This is a genomic window from Mesorhizobium sp. WSM4821, from assembly GCF_055901555.1.
The window spans coordinates 2,392,609-2,408,026 of sequence record NZ_CM148371.1; the positions used below are offsets into that span (position 1 = coordinate 2,392,609).

The following is a 15,418-nucleotide window of genomic DNA, read 5'->3' on the forward strand; positions in this document are numbered from 1 at the left end:
CTAACGGGTGCGTCGTCGAGCGCGCCACTGGACAGCAGGGACTGGACTATGGGCAAGGTAACAGGGTTTCTCGAGATCGACCGGCAGGTGCACAAGTACCAGCCGGCTTCCGACCGCATCCGGCATTTTCGCGAGTTCACGCTGCCGATGTCGGACAAGGAGGTCGAGAAACAGGCCGCGCGCTGCATGGATTGCGGTATTCCGTACTGTCACGGGCCGACCGGCTGCCCGGTCCACAACCAGATCCCGGACTGGAACGACCTCGTCTACAATGGCGATTGGGACAATGCGATCCGCAACCTGCATTCGACCAACAATTTCCCGGAATTCACCGGCCGCATCTGTCCAGCGCCTTGCGAGGAAGCCTGCACGCTGAACCTGGAGGACATTCCGGTCGCCATCAAGACGATCGAGCAGGCGATCGCCGACAAGGCCTATGAAACCGGTCACATCCGGCCCTATCCGCCGGAAAAGAAGACCGGCAAGCGCGTCGCGGTCATCGGCTCGGGGCCGGCCGGCATGGCGGCCGCCCAGCAGCTTGGCCGGGCCGGCCACGACGTCCATGTCTATGAGCGCGAGAGCCGGCCGGGCGGGCTGATGCGCTACGGCATCCCCGACTTCAAGATCGAGAAGCACTATATCGACCGGCGAATCGAGCAGATGCAGGGCGAGGGCGTCAGCTTCCTCTGCGGCGTCAATGTCGGCGTCGACAAGCCGGTGGCGGAGCTGCTCGCCGAATACGATGCGGTGCTCTATTGCGGCGGTTCCGAAACGCCGCGCCCGGCCAACATTCCCGGCGACGATCTCGAGGGCGTGCACGACGCGATGCCCTATCTGGTGCAGCAGAACAAGCGCATCGGCGGCGAGCCGATCCAGTCGGTGGCGTGGCCCTCGCCGCCGATCATCGCCGGCGGCCAGCATGTTGTCGTCGTCGGCGGCGGCGACACCGCATCCGATTGCGTCGGCACCGCGTTCCGCCAGGGGGCCGTGCGTGTCACCCAGCTCGACATCCGGCCGCAGCCGCCGGAAAAGGAAGACAAGCTGACGGTGTGGCCCTACTGGGCAACGAAGATGCGCACTTCGTCCTCGCAAGCCGAAGGCGCCGAGCGCGAATTCCAGGTGGCGACGCTCGAATTCATCGGCGAGGACGGCCAGTTGACCGGCGTCAAATGCTGCGAGGTCGATGAAAAGCGCAAGCCGATCGCCGGCACGGAATTCGTCATCCGCGCGGATCTCGCCTTCATTGCCATCGGCTTTGCCGGGCCGGCCGCGGCCGGCCCGCTTTCGGAGCTGGACGGCCAGATGAAGATCGCCATCGACAGCCGCCGCTCGAAGAACGTCGAGGCCAATGACCGCGACTACAAGACCAGCGTCGAAAAGCTCTATGCGGCGGGCGATGTGCGCCGCGGGCAGTCGCTGGTCGTCTGGGCGATCCGCGAGGGCCGGCAGGCGGCGCGTTCGATCGACGAGGCGTTGATGGGATCGAGCGTCTTGCCGCGATGAGTTCGTTCCGAGACTCTACTCCCGCGGTGACCGGAAGGCGCTTTCTGCCTTCCGGTGCCAGACGTGGGCAGCCAGGCCTAAGGATTGATTGCGGTGGTCGCTTTGGTTGCGGCTGCCGCAGGTTGCGGTTTGGGCGGTAAGGAAAAATCGTCGGCGCGGCCGGGCGATGCATCTGATGCCTTGCCCTCGACGATGAGCTTTTCGCCGGGCAAATTCTTGACCGCCTTTGCCGGCGGGGCGGCGCCGAGGAGCTCCAAACCGCCATCGAGCGCCGGATCGCTGAGCAGCATCGGTACGGTGCGATCGACGGCAATGGGCGCGGCCGGCGCCTCGACGGGAGCGCCCGCTGGGGCATAGGCGGCCGGCGTGCCCGTGGGCGCAGTTATTCCCAAGATTTTCAGCAACGGTTTTTCGGCATAGAAGGCGAGTTTGCGTTTGCCGGCTTTCGATACGTAGATGCCGTCGTCGGTGCGCAGGCGCACCGGCTGGCCGTTGATATCAGGCCCGCTGGTGACGAAGGCGCCGTCCTCGTCGACGAACCCGTCCCAGATGTCGACGAATTCGCCGCCATGCGTTTCAGCCGCCGAGCGGTAGATGTCGTTGAAAGCCAGCATGTCGGAGGTCATCTTCGGCGCCTTGAATGCCGGCATGCCGACCCACAGATACGGCACTTTGGCCGATGCAATGGCTTTGCCGAACGCTTCGGTTCGGCGTTCGTATTCCTTGGTCCAGGCTTCGGATCGCGGCTGTTCGCGCTCGTCGTTCACGCGCATTTGCTGCCGATCGTTGGAGCCCAGCATGACGATCACGGCCGCGGGTTTTTCGGCCTCGATCAGCGACTTGATCTCTTCGGGCCAGTTGTAGAAATCGTCACGCACGAAACCGGACGAACCGTTGCTGCGAGCGACGATCCGCACGCTGGTGCTTTCGGCAAAAGCGACATCCAGACCTTCGGCGAGGCCGCTCGCCATGAAATCGCCGACCACCAGGACGGTTCGGGCGTCCGGCGCCTTCTCGACTATCAGGGTTGTCGGCTCAGCCGGCCGGCCCGGCGCGGCGCGCGACTTTCTTGCCTTTGCCTTCGGCGGCCTGGCCCTTAGGATCTCTCGCGGCGGCTCCACCCGCTCGTATCGGCGCGGAAACAACAGGTCCCGCAGCGACCAGCCCCGCCTTTGTTCTTCCTGCGCCACGGCCGGCGTGTGAAAGGCGGCGGCAGTGCTGACGGCCAAAACGGCAACGGCCAGAATCAGGATCGGCACGCGGCGAAGGATCACCCGGATACGCACAGCCGAAACCAATCTCCCTCTCCATCCCTTGAGCGGCTCAGGGCCAGCCACTATGACGGCTCTAATTCTGCCTGAGCGATTTGAGCACTTCCATGCTCGGATGTCCGTCCTGGGTCAAGCCGGCCTTCGCCTGGAAGGCCTTGATGGCGGCTTTCGATCCCTCGCCGATCTTGCCGTCGAACTTGCCGTCATAGTAGCCGTACTGGGAAAGCCGCTGCTGAAGCTCCTGCCTCTCCTCGAAGGTGAGCTTCGTGAAAGGACGCTTCCAGTCCTGCACAAGGCCACCGTAGCCGGCGATTTCGTCGGCAAGAAGGCCAACGGCAAGCGCGTATTTGTCGGCATTGTTGTAGCGCTTGATGACCGAGAAATTCTTGATCATCAGGAAGGCTGGGCCGCCGCGGCCGCCCGGCACCTTCAGCGTGGCCTTCTCCGCACCATTCTTGAACGGCTTGCCGTTGACGCGCGTGACGCCCAACGCTTGCCATTGCGACAGTGACTTCGAACCGGCCGGAAACTTCCTGCCCTCGGGAAGGCTGACCTCATAGCCCCAGGTCTTGCCGGCCTGCCAGCCGTTCTTTCTGAGCAGATTGGCGGCCGTTGCCAACGCATCGGGAATCGAATTCCAGATGTCGCGCCTGCCGTCGCCGTCCATGTCGACCGCATAAGCCTGATAGCTGGTGGGAATGAATTGGGTATGGCCCATGGCGCCGGCCCATGAGCCGCTGAGGTGGCTCTTGTCGATGTCGCCCCTTTGCAGGATCTTCAGCGCCGCGATCAACTGGGTGCGGGCGAATTTCGATCGTCTCGGATCGGCATAGCCAAGTGTTGCCAGCGAACGCACGACGTTGCGCATGACGTCGTCGCGCTTGAGGATTTCGCCGTAGTTCGATTCCATTGACCAGATGGCCAGCAGGATGTAGCGGTCGACGCCGTATTTGGCTTCGATCCTATCCAGCCACGGCTTCCACTTCCTGGCCATCTGCCGGCCGACGGCGACCGACTCGTCATGGACGCGGTTGTCGAAATAGTCCCAGGCGGGCGCTGTGAATTCGGGTTGATAACGCGCCTTTTCCAGCACCACCGGATCGGCATCGCTAATGCCTTGGAATGCCCGGTCGTAAACGGCGCCGGACACGCCGTTCTGCACCGCGGTGGCGCGGAAGCTCGCCACCCATTGCCGGAAACCGGCGTCGGCAAAAGCAGGTCCGGCGGGCATCAGCAATGCGAGCGAAAGGCTGGCGGCCGCAACGACGCTTGTGAAGCGCTTTGCGGCATTGCGAACGGACATCGTTTCCTCCTTCTTGATCACAGGAAGATCATTCATCGCCGAACCCGGTTAGCATTTGGTTTACCATAGGTGCCGTTGGGAACGAAAAGACGCTTTGGCGCTTTACGCACTACGGAAGTTTCTGACCTGCCGTTCCATAATCCTCGATTCCGGCACGAAAATGTCTCGTAGCGGGATTGCCGAACAAGCTTACAAGCGGATAATTGACAGCATGAAGAGAGTTCGCAAGGCAGTTTTCCCTGTTGCCGGTCTTGGCACGCGGTTTCTCCCGGCCACCAAGGCCATACCCAAGGAAATGTTGACCGTCGTCGACAGGCCGGTCATCCAATACGTGGTCGACGAGGCACGCGAAGCCGGCATCGAGCACTTCATTTTCGTAACCGGCCGCAACAAAGCGGTCATCGAGGACCATTTCGACGTCCAGTTCGAGCTCTATGACACGCTTGCCCAGCGCGGCAAGGACGACGAGCTCGCTCGCCTGCAACGGCTGCAACCCTCGCCGGGGCAGACCAGCTTCACGCGTCAGCAGGTGCCGCTTGGCCTTGGTCATGCAGTCTGGTGTGCCCGCGAGCTCGTCGGCGACGAGCCCTTCGCGCTGCTTTTGCCCGACATGATCATGCAGTCGGAGAAAAGCTGCATGAAGGGCATGGTCGAGCTCTATGCCGAGACTGGCAACAACATCATCTCGGTCCAGGAATGCGACCCCGCCGAGGCCCACAAATACGGCATCGTCGGCCGCGGCGAAGATATCCATCACGGCTTCCGCATCACCGGCATGGTGGAGAAGCCGAAGACCGGCACTGCACCCTCCAATCTTTACATCAACGGACGCTACATCCTGCAGCCGCAGATATTCAAAATTCTCGAGGACCAGGAAAAGGGTGCTGGCAACGAAATCCAGCTCACCGATGCGATGCTGAAACTGATGCAGCAGAAGCCGTTCTATGGCTACAATTACCGCGGACGCACGTTCGATTGCGGCTCTCCGGAAGGCTTTGTCGAGGCCAATGTCGCTTTCGCGCTGTGGCGCAAGGACGTGAACGGGAACATGGCGGGCGTCATCCGCAAGCTTCTCGACGAGCTCCAGCCTTCGGAGCAGCAGGGTGCGGCGGTTTAGGATCTATTCTGTTCAGGGGACGGCGGCCAGATCTCAGTCATACAGCCTGACAACAGGGCGAGAGGCGAATACAATCTGAAGCGATTGTCCCGCACCCAAGCCTTCAACGGCTTGCTTTACCGCTGCAGCGTCAACCCGACGAAGATGCTGTGTGCCGTGTAGTCGCGGCCCTCGAGATTGCTGGTCTGTTTTTCGGTTCTGGCGCGCGTGATCAGTCCGGCATACCGGTTCAGCCACCATGTCAGCCCGGCCTCGGCGCTCAGCGTCAGATCATGGCCGTCGGACCCGATGTAATCGCGCCAGTCCACGCCCAAAGCCGCGTTCCCGGTCAGATTGGCGCGAATTTCCCGTTCGCCGGTGAGGCGGGTGGAATAAAGGATGTCGCCGCTTTGTCCAGCGGTCGTCGTGCCCTCGACGGTCGTCTGTGCGGTGAGGCCGATCGTGGTGCCGCGTTCCGGCGACCATTTGAGGTCGGCGTTCACCGTGGCGCCTGAAATCGCCGGCAGTCGGTCGTCGTTGATCGCCTCCCGCAGCCAGCCGGCCGAGAATTCGCCGGCAAGCTTCTCGCCGAGGTCGAGTTCGGCGCCGGCTCGAACGCCAAGCCGCGTCGAGGATCGTTCGAAACCATTGGAGTCGACACGCAAATCATAGACCCGGCGGCCGATTTCGACCTCGGTAAAGGGGGTGATAGCGGGAGAAATCTCGTAGCCAGTGCGCAAGGTGGCGGTATTGAGCGTCGAGTCGCGATCCTTCTGCGACAGCGATCCGCCCGTCGAAAGCTCGGCGTCGCCGTAAATGTCGCGTGCGACCGCGCCGGTCAGCGCAAAGCGCATCTTGCCGGCATCCTTTTCGACGGCGAGGCTGCCGTTGATGGTCTGGCGCACAGGCTGCTCGGCGGTGCCTTCGATGACGACCGGCGACGAAGCCGATTCCGGCGCCGCTTCGTAACCGAGCTTGGCGATGGCACGCAGATCGTTGTCGAGGTCGACATTGAGCGTGCCCTCGACACGGCCCCGCGCCTCCTGAATCTCGTCGCCCGATATGGTCTTGAGAAAGGTGCCGTAACCGTCGATGACAGCCGAATTTTCTGGCCAGTCGGAGACGGCGTTGAAGCGCAGCGTCGTTTCCGACAGCAGGGCAGGCTTGCCCTCGCTGCTTATATCGGCGTTCGACGTCGCCGTCAGACCTTGCTCCAGCGTCGGCCTGATCACGAAGGAGCCCAGTTTGACGCCGGTGGCGGCGAACGGGTCGTCCTCGGTCCTTTTGTCCCGACCTTCGATGGCTTCGGTACGCTCGGCGCCCGGATCGAGCTCCTGCCTGTCGGCGGAATCGATGGTCACGGCACGACGATTGGTGGCGTCCTGGTCCGTTTCGGCGGTGTCCCTGTCATCCGTCGTGACCAAAGTCGTGGCGGCGCCTTTTGCCTCGGCGGCCTCGGCCTCGTCTTGATCGGCCGCGCGTTGCCTCGCGCTCGCTGGCCGGCGCCGCGGGACGGGAGCGGGGGTGTCGGCGAACGGATCGTCGGCGGCTTCCGGCGGGTCGAAGATGCTTCCGGTCGCGGGCGACGTGTCGTCATCCAGTCCGGCGCCCGGGCTGGCCGGCTGATAGGTGGGTGCCGGCACATTGCCCTGGGTGGTTGCGCCTGCCTGTGCGGTCTGATCCTGGGCCATGCTCAATTGCCTGGTCTTACGCAGCTGGTCGTCCAGAATTGCCGATTCCGAAACCTCGCCGCGCAGCTCGGTTACCTGGGCGTGGGCATGGGCTGGCCGCAGCAGGGCGAAGACGCTGGTCGCCAGCAGCAAGGCGCAGACCGCCTTGCCGTTTCGTCTTCTGTTCCATTCAGGCTGGGCCCCGGACATCGCCACCACTGCTTGCGCGGCGCACGCGCGCCATACTTACCGAACCGTAAATGGGGATGGTTAACGGAGGGTTGAGGCGGTCGCTCATCGGCCCTTGCCGGGTGGCAATTCCGTTGGACAGGCGCGCGCCAAAGCGCTAATCGCATCAGCCATGCATGCGGAATCCCCAGACAGGAAGCGGCCCGACGGGCAAGCTTCGATCGCCTCGGCGCTCAGAACGGTAGCGACCGAGCAGGCCGGTATCGCGGCGCTGGCGGCGGCGCTCGAAAACGGATTGACCGAGCCTTTCGCGCGCGCCGTCGACATGGTGTCGCAGATCAAGGGCCGCCTCATCGTCACCGGCGTCGGCAAGAGCGGCCATATCGGCTCGAAGATCGCCGCGACGCTCGCTTCAACCGGCACGCCGGCTTTCTTCGTCCATCCTGCCGAAGCCAATCATGGCGACCTCGGCATGATCGCCAGGGACGACGCCATCATCGCCATGTCGTGGTCGGGCGAGAGTTTGGAGCTCAAGGGCATCATCGCCTATTCCAGGCGCTTCTCGATCCCGCTGATCGCGGTCACCGCCGGGGAGAAATCGGCGCTGGCGCGCGAGGCCGATGTGGTGCTTTTGCTGCCGCGCGCGCCGGAGGCCTGCCCGCATGGCCTGGCGCCGACGACATCGACGCTGCTGCAGCTGGTGATCGGCGATGCGCTGGCCATCGCGCTGCTCGAAGCGCGCGGCTTCACGCCGGATCATTTCCGCACCTTCCATCCGGGCGGGCAGCTTGGCGCCAATCTGACCCAGATCCGCGACATCATGCATGTCGGCGACAGGCTGCCGCTGGTGCCTTCCGGCACCGGAATGCGCGAGGCGATCCTCGAATTGTCGCGCAAGGGGTTTGGCTGCGTGGCGATCACCGCCGCGGACGGTGCGCTGATCGGCATCATCACCGACGGCGACATCAGGCGCCACATCGGCAGCAATCTTCTGGCGATGAGCGTCGATCAGGTCATGACCAAGGAGCCGAAGACGGCGGGGCCGGACACGCTGGTGGCGACGGCGCTGCAGACGATCAACACTTCAGCCATCACCAGCCTGATGGTGGTCGAGGGTAGACGGCCGATCGGACTTGTTCATCTGCACGACCTGCTGAGGATCGGCGCGGCCTGACGAACCTCAGGTTCTGTTTGAAAAGTCACCCCCGCCAGGATGGGTGGACCGGTCCTAAACCGCCTCGACCGTCAGTTCAAGATCGGTATCGGCCGCGCTCGTGACGCGCACCTGCGTGCCGGCCGGCAGATCGGGGCCGGAGACGCGCCATATCGTGTCGCCGAGCTTTATACGGCCGCGCCCGTCCTTGATCGGCTCGGCAAGCGTTGCCATCCTGCCGATCATTTGTGCGCCGCGGCGGTTGAGCAGTGGCTGGTCGGTCGGGTCATGGCGTCCACCCGCCAATCTCTTGCCGACATAGGTTGAAACCAGCGACATCGCGAGGAAGGCGAGAACCTGAACCTGCCAGGTCCAGAAACCAGCGTCCCAGATGAGCAGGGAGACTGCACCGATCAGCAGCGCGGCGATGCCGATCCACAGCATGAAGATACCCGGCGCGATGACCTCCATGACGAGGAGAACGAAGCCGAGAACCATCCATGTCCAAGGGCCGAGTTCGGAAATGACGCGGTCGAACATGGGGTCGGCCTCAGGTCTGGCTGGGGCGAACCACGGGCGGGCGTGAGGCCTGCCGCGCGGCAGTGCCTTCGCTCCCGAAGACTTCCTTGGCGATCTCGCCGATGCCCCCGAGCGTGCCGATCAGTGATGAAGCTTCCATCGGCATCAGCACGACCTTGCTGTTCGTGGCGGAGCCGATCCTGGTGAGCGCTTCGGTGTATTTCAGCGCGACGAAGTAGTTGAGCGCCTGCACGTCGCCCTTGGAAATCGCCTCCGACACCACCTGCGTGGCGCGGGCCTCGGCCTCGGCGGAGCGTTCGCGCGCCTCGGCGTCGCGGAAGGCGGCTTCCTTGCGGCCTTCGGCTTCCAGTATCTGCGACTGCTTGAGGCCTTCGGCGTCGAGGATCTGCGCCCGCTTGTTGCGTTCGGCCATCATCTGGCGACCCATCGATTCGACGAGATTGGCCGGCGGGTTGATGTCCTTGATCTCGACGCGGGTGATCTTGATGCCCCAGGGATGCGCCGCCTCGTCGACGACGCGCAGCAGACGCTCGTTGATGGCGTCGCGGTTCGACAAAAGCTCGTCGAGGTCCATCGAGCCCATCACGGTGCGGATGTTGGTCATCGTCAAATTGAGGATGGCGTTCTCGAGGCCGGCGACCTGGTAGGCGGCCTGCGCGGCGTTGAGCACCTGGTAGAAGGCGACACCGTCGACGCCGACGGTGGCGTTGTCGCGGGTGATGATCTCCTGGGTCGGTACGTCGAGTACCTGCTCCATCATGTTCAACCGGGCGCCGATGCGGTCGACGAACGGCACGATGAGGTTGAGGCCGGGGCTCAATGTCCTGGTGTAACGGCCAAAGCGTTCGACGGTATGATTGTAGCCTTGCGGGATCGTCCGGATGCCCTTGAAAAGCACGAGCACGACAAGAGCGGCAAGAACAACAAGCGCGATATCGAAACCACTGAAATCCATTTGGCTCTCCCTCAGATGCCGGCCACATTGGAGCGACGGGCCCGAAAATCGATTTCGACTTTCGGGCCGATGCGGTAGACGTTTCAACGCAACCGACTTCACCAAACACTTAAGTGTGTTTCAGAAATGTTACAATCAGGTGATTGTGGATTGTCGTGCATAGACAGCCGGGCCAGCGGCGCTTGATGGGAGCAGTGCCGTTCGCGGGTCCGCCTCAGATCCAGCCCGAGAGTTCGCGCCGCACCATCGCCTCGATCACCGCCATGCCCTCGGCACTGTCGTTGAGGCAAGGGATGTGCGCGAACTTCTCGCCGCCGGCATGATGGAAGGTCTCGGCCGCCTCCCTGCCGATCTCGTCCAGCGTCTCGATGCAGTCGACAGAAAAGCCCGGATTGACGATGGCGATCGATCTCACGCCTTCTCCGGCCAGTTTCTCGACCGTCTTGTCGGTGTAGGGCTGCAGCCACTCCTGCGCCCCGAAGCGCGACTGGAACGTGGTGATCAGCTTCTTCTCGTCCCAGCTGAGCTTTTGGCGCAGCAGCCGGGTCGTCTCCAGGCAATGGGCCTGGTAGGGGTCGCCCTTGTCGGAATAGGGTTTCGGAATGCCGTGATAGGAGGCGATGACCACCTCCGGTTCGAAATCGAGGGTCGCCAGGTGGCGCTCGATCGAACGTGCAAGCGCCTCGATATAAACCGGTTCGGCATAATAGGGCGGCACGCTGCGGATCGCCGGGGCGCGGCGCATCTTCATCAGCGCGCGAAACAACTGGTCGTTGGCGGTCGCGGTCGTGGTCGCGGAAAATTGCGGATAGAGCGGAAAAGAGAGAATGCGGTCGCAGCCTTGCGCGACTAGCCCCCTGGCCACGCTCTCGGTCGACGGATTGCCGTAACGCATCGCCCAGTCGACGACGACATCGGGCAGGTCGCGCAGCGCCTCGGTCAGCTTTTCGCCCTGGGTGCGGGTGTAGGTGCGCAGCGGCGACTCGTTGCGCTGCCGGTTCCATATCCTGGCATAGTTGGCGCCGGACTTCTTCGGCCGCGTGGTGAGAACCAGCCCATAGAGGATTGGATACCAGATCGCCTTGTTGAGCTCGATGACGCGCGGATCGGATAGGAATTCCCTGAGATAGCGCCACATCGGCTTGAATTCGGTGCCGTCGGGCGTGCCGAGATTGATCAGCATGACGCCGATCCTGCCCGCCCCGACCGGCGGCTGTCCTGCCGGCAGCGGGCCGAGGGCCTTCGCGGCTTTGGGATCGAGGGTCATAGCGGTTCTCCGGACACCGGCGAAACTAGCGATACCGCGCCTGTTTTCAATGTAGCGTCTGGCCGCACCTTGAAAAAGCCGCACCCGTCCGTTTCTCGGGCGGGTGCTTCCAAATTCCGGCTGTCGGACTAATTCGCGGCGGGCGGTATGGTCAAGGCTGCGCCGATGGGCAGCCGGCGTGGCTTATAATCCTTGTTGGCGTCGGAGATCATTTTCCACTTGGCGCCATCGCCGTAGGCCTTTTCCGCCAGATCCCAATAGGTGTCGCCGGCAACGACCACGTGGCTGCTTCCGGCTGGCGTCGTCGCCTCGGCGGGTTCAGCCGGTTCTGTGGCCGCAGGCGCAGCCTCGGCTGGTTTTGCGGGCTCGGCAGGTGCCGGTGTTGCCGGGGCGGGTTCCGCCGGCACGGTCGGCGGCGTTGTGGCGATGTCGCCCGAACCCGTCGGCAGTTCAGGCATCGCCGGCTCCGCAGTTGCGGCTGGGGCCGTCTCGGCCGGTTTTGCCGGCTCGGCCGGAGCGGGCGCAGCCTCGGTCGGCTTTGCCGGTTCCTGGGCCGGTTCCGGCGCGGCGATCTCGGTTATGCGGCCATCGAGCTTCGGCGTATAAGGCCGATGCGCGCCGAGATAATCGGCGACCACCTGTTCAAGCCCCGGACCGTAATCATAGGCGTTCCTGGCCTTCTCGGCGAAGATATTGTAGCCGTCGCCACCCTGGCGCACATAGTTGTTTGTGGCGACCAGGTAATCCTTGTCCGGATCGATGGGGGTCCACGCACCGCCTTCCATGACCTCGACCGACTTGACGCGCCCGGCATTAGGGGCAACCGATCTGTCGAATGCGTATTTCAGGCCGGCAACCTGCGGAAAGCGTCCCGCGCCGTCCTCGATCTGGCTAAGACCGTTCTCAAGCCCAGCAACCAGATCTTTGCCGGAAATCTGGAAGGTGGCCACCGTGTTCTGGAACGGCAGTACGGTCAGCACCTCGCCCATGGTGATAGTGCCCTGGTCGATCGAGGCGCGCAGCCCGCCGCCATTCGAGATGACGATCTCGACACCCTGACCCTTGACGCGATCAAGGACGGCATCCGAGACGAGATTGCCCATCTCGCACTCGCGTGTGCGGCAATTCTCGCGGCTGCCGTCGATCGTCTTGGTGGCTTCGGCGACTTCCTTGTTCTTCAACGCCTCGATCGGTGCGCCGAGCTCCTTGATCCGGGCAAGCACGCCAGGATCCGGGGTGATCGACTTGTCGAGATAGATCGGGTCGCCGCTGGCTTGCTTGACGACGCCGTCGTCATCGAACACGACCTTGAACTCGCCGAGATATTTCGAATAGGACGCCGCCTGTACGACCGGCACTTTGTAGCCGTCCGGATTGTCGACCATCGTCGGGTAGGGGCCTTCCGCCTTGGGGTCGGTGTTGGACAGCAGCGAATGGCTGTGGCCGCCGACCACCACGTCGACACCCGGGATCCTGGCGATGACGTCGCGCTCGCGCTTGTAGCCGATATGGGTGACTGCGATGATCTTGTTGACGCCCTCTCCCTTCAGCCTCTCGACCTCGGCTGTGATCGACTTGACGTCGTCCTCGATCTTGACATTGGGGCCTGGCGAGGCGAGCTCCGGCGTGTCGTTGGTGACCGCGCCGACGATGCCGATCTTCTGGCCCCCGACCTCGACAACGATCGACGGTTTCACGCGGTCGCCGAGCTTGGATTGCGCGTCGGCCTTCACATTGGCGCCGAGCACCGGAAACTGGATCATGTCCAGGAACGGCGCCAGCGCCGCCTCGCCATCGTCGAACTCGTGATTGCCGAGTTCCATGGCATCGAATTTCATCTGGTTGAGGAATTCGCCTTCGGTCTTGCCCTTGTAGGTCGTGTAGAACAGCGAACCCTGGAAATTGTCGCCGGCGCTAAGCAGAAGCACGTTCTGGCCTTCCAGCTTCTTGCGCTCCTGGTCGATCGCCGTGATCAGCCGCGCCGCGCCGCCGATGCACTCGCCCTTGGTCTCCTCTTCGGCCGAGCAGGTCGATTCATATTTGTTGTTGCTTTCGATGCGACTGTGCCAGTCGTTGATGTGTAGGATGTTCAGCGTGTAGTCGGCAAAGGACACGCCGGCCGACAGGCCAAGCGCGGACGCCGACAGGGCGGCAATGGCGGCGATCTTCTTCATCTTCGTCTCCCCGAACCAGAGTACAGCGCCATGCATTGGGACGCGCAAGGACGCTGTGCCAATCTTGATTTTGCGCATGATCCCCAGCGAAAATCGATTCCGATTTTCGGAGGCATGCACAGAGGTGTTTAACCCCTCTGCTTGACTGGAGCATAACAGCCAGCTTTTTGTCCATGCTCACATCGCGTGTCGGCTCATGCAAGCGGAATCGGGGTCAGCTTGCCGGAGCAAAAAGGCACGGCGGCCCCCCCCCGCCGCCGTGCCTTGCAAGCCGGTTCAGTATCGGCTCAGGTGCGTCGCGTCAGGACAAAGTTCTGCCCGCTCGCGCTGGTGCAGTTGAGCTGGCTGGTGGATACCAGCAGGCAGTTGAAGCTGATCGGCGTCTGGCGGATCAGCGAGGTGCCGTGGATCTCGACCGAAGTAGCGCCGGTCATGGTATAGCTGCCGTCGGAAAGTTTCTGGCCGGTGTCGGTGGCGACGGTGTTGAAGCTGCCGGCAGCGAAGGTCGACAGGCCCGTGCCTTGCGCGTCGATCCACGAGCCTTCGACCGCGTTCCGCGTGGCCACTGGCGGCCCGCCCGGGCCGGCGGTGGTGCACGCCGCCAGGACGACGGCAGTGGTCGCGGCAAAGCCGGCCGAAAGCAATTTGCGCGCAATCGTCATCATCAAAATCCTCTTATCGGTCCGCCCCTCTTCAATCGCCCGATTTCCGGGTGATTGCAAGACAGCGAGATATAACGGTCGCGCGGGGATGTTGCACTATCGGACGAGGATGTTGCGGAATTGCCATGGGTCGTTTTTGTCGAGGTCTTCCGGGAACAGACCAGGGCGGTTATCGAGGGGCGTCCAGTCGGTGTAGTGGCCCTTGACCGGCCCGAGATAGGGAGATTGCACTTCCAGGCAGCGCCTGTAGTCCATCTCGTCGGCCTCGACGATGCCGGCCTCGGGATTTTCCAGTGCCCAGACCATGCCCGCCAGCACTGCAGACGTGACCTGCATGCCGGTCGCGTTCTGATACGGCGCCAGCTTGCGCGCCTCTGCCAGCGATAGCTGAGAGCCGTACCAATAGGCGTTCTTGTCATGGCCGTAGAGCAGCACGCCGAGTTCGTCGACACCGTCGACCAGTTCGTTCTCATCGAGCACGTGATGCACGGATTGCGCCTTGCCGGCGGCGCCGAACATCTCGTGCAGCGACAGCACGGCGTCGTTGCAGGGATGGTAGGCGTAGTGGCAGGTCGGGCGATATTGAACCTTGCCCTTCTTGCCGCGCAGGGTGAAAAAGTCGGAGATCGAAATCGACTCGTTGTGCGTCACCAGGAAGCCGTATTGCGGTCCAGGCGTCGGGCACCAGGTGCGCACACGCGTGTTGGCGCCTGGCTGCTCCAGAAAGATCGCGGCCTTCGAACCATGCTTGTGCTTCTTGGCGTTCTTCGGCATCCAGGTCTCATGCGTGCCCCAGCCGAGCTCGGCCGGCTGCAGGCCCTCCGAGATGAAGCCTTCGACCGACCAGGTGTTCCAGAACACGTCCATCGGCTTCGGCTTCTTGGTGCGCTGTGTGTCGCGCTCGGCGATGTGGATGCCCTTGACGCCGGCCTTCTTCATCAGCTTGGCCCAGCCTTCGCGATCGTGCTGGGCCGGTTCGGAAAACTCCAGCCCGAGGTCGGTGGCGAGATTGACCAGCGCCTGCTTGACGAACCACGAGACCATGCCTGGATTGGCGCCGCAGGTGGAGATTGCGGTCGTGCCGGCGGGGTGCGCGTGCTTTTCTTCGATCATGGCTTCGCGCAGCGCGTAATTGGTGCGGCTGGCATTGTCGGCCTTGGCGTCGAAATAGAAGCCGAGCCATGGCTCGACGACGGTGTCGATGTAAAGCACGCCCAGCTTGCGACAGAGCCGCATCAAATCCACTGAGCCGGTGTCGACCGACAGGTTGACGCAAAAGCCCTGGCCGCCACCTTTGGTCAGCAGCGGCGTCAAAAGTTTCTTGTAGTTCTTCCTGGTCACCGCATCCTGCATGAAGGTGATGCCTTCCTCGTCGAGCAGCTTGCGGTCTATATCGCGTGGATCGATGACCGTCATGCGCGACTTGTCGAACTTGAAATGGCGCTCGATCAGCGGCAGCGTTCCCCGTCCGATCGAACCGAAGCCGATCATCACGACAGGGCCGGTGATCTCGCCGTATACGGGCCAGGTTTCATTCGCCATTTTATCGATTACTCCTTCAAACAGGCTGAAAAGCCGGGCCGTCTCGCCGGACGGCCAAGCGCTACAACCACAGATCATTGTCACAAACCAGCG

General features: G+C 62.9%; 12 protein-coding genes. 3 read left to right on the forward strand and 9 right to left on the reverse strand.

Annotated elements, in window-relative coordinates; genetic code table 11:
- Nucleotides 1-48: 48 nt before the first annotated feature.
- Nucleotides 49-1,503, forward strand: a complete 1,455-nt coding sequence (locus AC0NID_RS11535) for a glutamate synthase subunit beta (RefSeq protein WP_473454772.1) — start codon at nt 49-51, stop codon at nt 1,501-1,503.
- 77 nt (nt 1,504-1,580) lie between these two features.
- Here the strand turns inward: AC0NID_RS11535 and AC0NID_RS11540 are convergent, their stop codons facing one another.
- A complete protein-coding gene (locus AC0NID_RS11540; protein WP_473454771.1) occupies nt 1,581-2,801 on the reverse strand; it encodes an SGNH/GDSL hydrolase family protein in 1,221 nt (406 codons plus the stop codon).
- A 49-nt stretch (nt 2,802-2,850) separates the two neighbouring features.
- Nucleotides 2,851-4,077: a lytic murein transglycosylase gene (locus AC0NID_RS11545; protein ID WP_473454770.1), complete on the reverse strand. Its 1,227-nt coding sequence runs from the start codon at nt 4,075-4,077 to the stop codon at nt 2,851-2,853.
- A 202-nt stretch (nt 4,078-4,279) separates the two neighbouring features.
- On the opposite strand from AC0NID_RS11545, the gene galU reads away from it, so the two are divergent.
- Nucleotides 4,280-5,194, forward strand: a complete 915-nt coding sequence (gene galU, locus AC0NID_RS11550; RefSeq protein WP_473454852.1) for a UTP--glucose-1-phosphate uridylyltransferase GalU — start codon at nt 4,280-4,282, stop codon at nt 5,192-5,194.
- A 116-nt stretch (nt 5,195-5,310) separates the two neighbouring features.
- Here galU and AC0NID_RS11555 read toward each other — a convergent pair whose 3' ends face one another.
- Complete coding sequence (locus tag AC0NID_RS11555) at nt 5,311-7,053, reverse strand: outer membrane beta-barrel protein (protein ID WP_473454769.1); 1,743 nt, start codon at nt 7,051-7,053, stop codon at nt 5,311-5,313.
- Nucleotides 7,054-7,204: 151 nt separating this feature from the next.
- On the opposite strand from AC0NID_RS11555, the gene AC0NID_RS11560 reads away from it, so the two are divergent.
- Nucleotides 7,205-8,206: a KpsF/GutQ family sugar-phosphate isomerase gene (locus tag AC0NID_RS11560; protein ID WP_473454768.1), complete on the forward strand. Its 1,002-nt coding sequence runs from the start codon at nt 7,205-7,207 to the stop codon at nt 8,204-8,206.
- A gap of 54 nt (nt 8,207-8,260) precedes the next feature.
- Here the strand turns inward: AC0NID_RS11560 and AC0NID_RS11565 are convergent, their stop codons facing one another.
- The 6 genes from AC0NID_RS11565 to AC0NID_RS11590 form a co-directional block, all read right to left on the reverse strand.
- Nucleotides 8,261-8,725 (reverse strand): NfeD family protein, encoded by a 465-nt coding sequence (locus tag AC0NID_RS11565; RefSeq protein WP_473454767.1) that lies wholly within the window; start codon nt 8,723-8,725, stop codon nt 8,261-8,263.
- A gap of 10 nt (nt 8,726-8,735) precedes the next feature.
- On the reverse strand, nt 8,736-9,680 hold the full coding sequence (locus tag AC0NID_RS11570; protein WP_473454766.1) for an SPFH domain-containing protein: 945 nt from the start codon (nt 9,678-9,680) through the stop codon (nt 8,736-8,738).
- Between the two features lie 214 nt (nt 9,681-9,894).
- Entirely contained in the window at nt 9,895-10,947 is a 1,053-nt protein-coding gene (gene hemH, locus AC0NID_RS11575) for a ferrochelatase (RefSeq protein WP_473454765.1), read from the reverse strand.
- A gap of 128 nt (nt 10,948-11,075) precedes the next feature.
- Nucleotides 11,076-13,121, reverse strand: coding sequence for a 5'-nucleotidase C-terminal domain-containing protein (locus AC0NID_RS11580; RefSeq protein WP_473454764.1), 2,046 nt, complete (start codon nt 13,119-13,121; stop codon nt 11,076-11,078).
- A gap of 287 nt (nt 13,122-13,408) precedes the next feature.
- Nucleotides 13,409-13,783 (reverse strand): outer membrane lipoprotein Omp10, encoded by a 375-nt coding sequence (gene omp10 / locus AC0NID_RS11585; protein WP_473454763.1) that lies wholly within the window; start codon nt 13,781-13,783, stop codon nt 13,409-13,411.
- A gap of 96 nt (nt 13,784-13,879) precedes the next feature.
- The gene (locus AC0NID_RS11590; RefSeq protein ID WP_473454762.1) at nt 13,880-15,325 is read right to left on the reverse strand and encodes a homospermidine synthase; all 1,446 of its coding nucleotides are present in this window, start codon (nt 15,323-15,325) and stop codon (nt 13,880-13,882) included.
- Between the last annotated feature and the right edge of the window lie 93 nt (nt 15,326-15,418).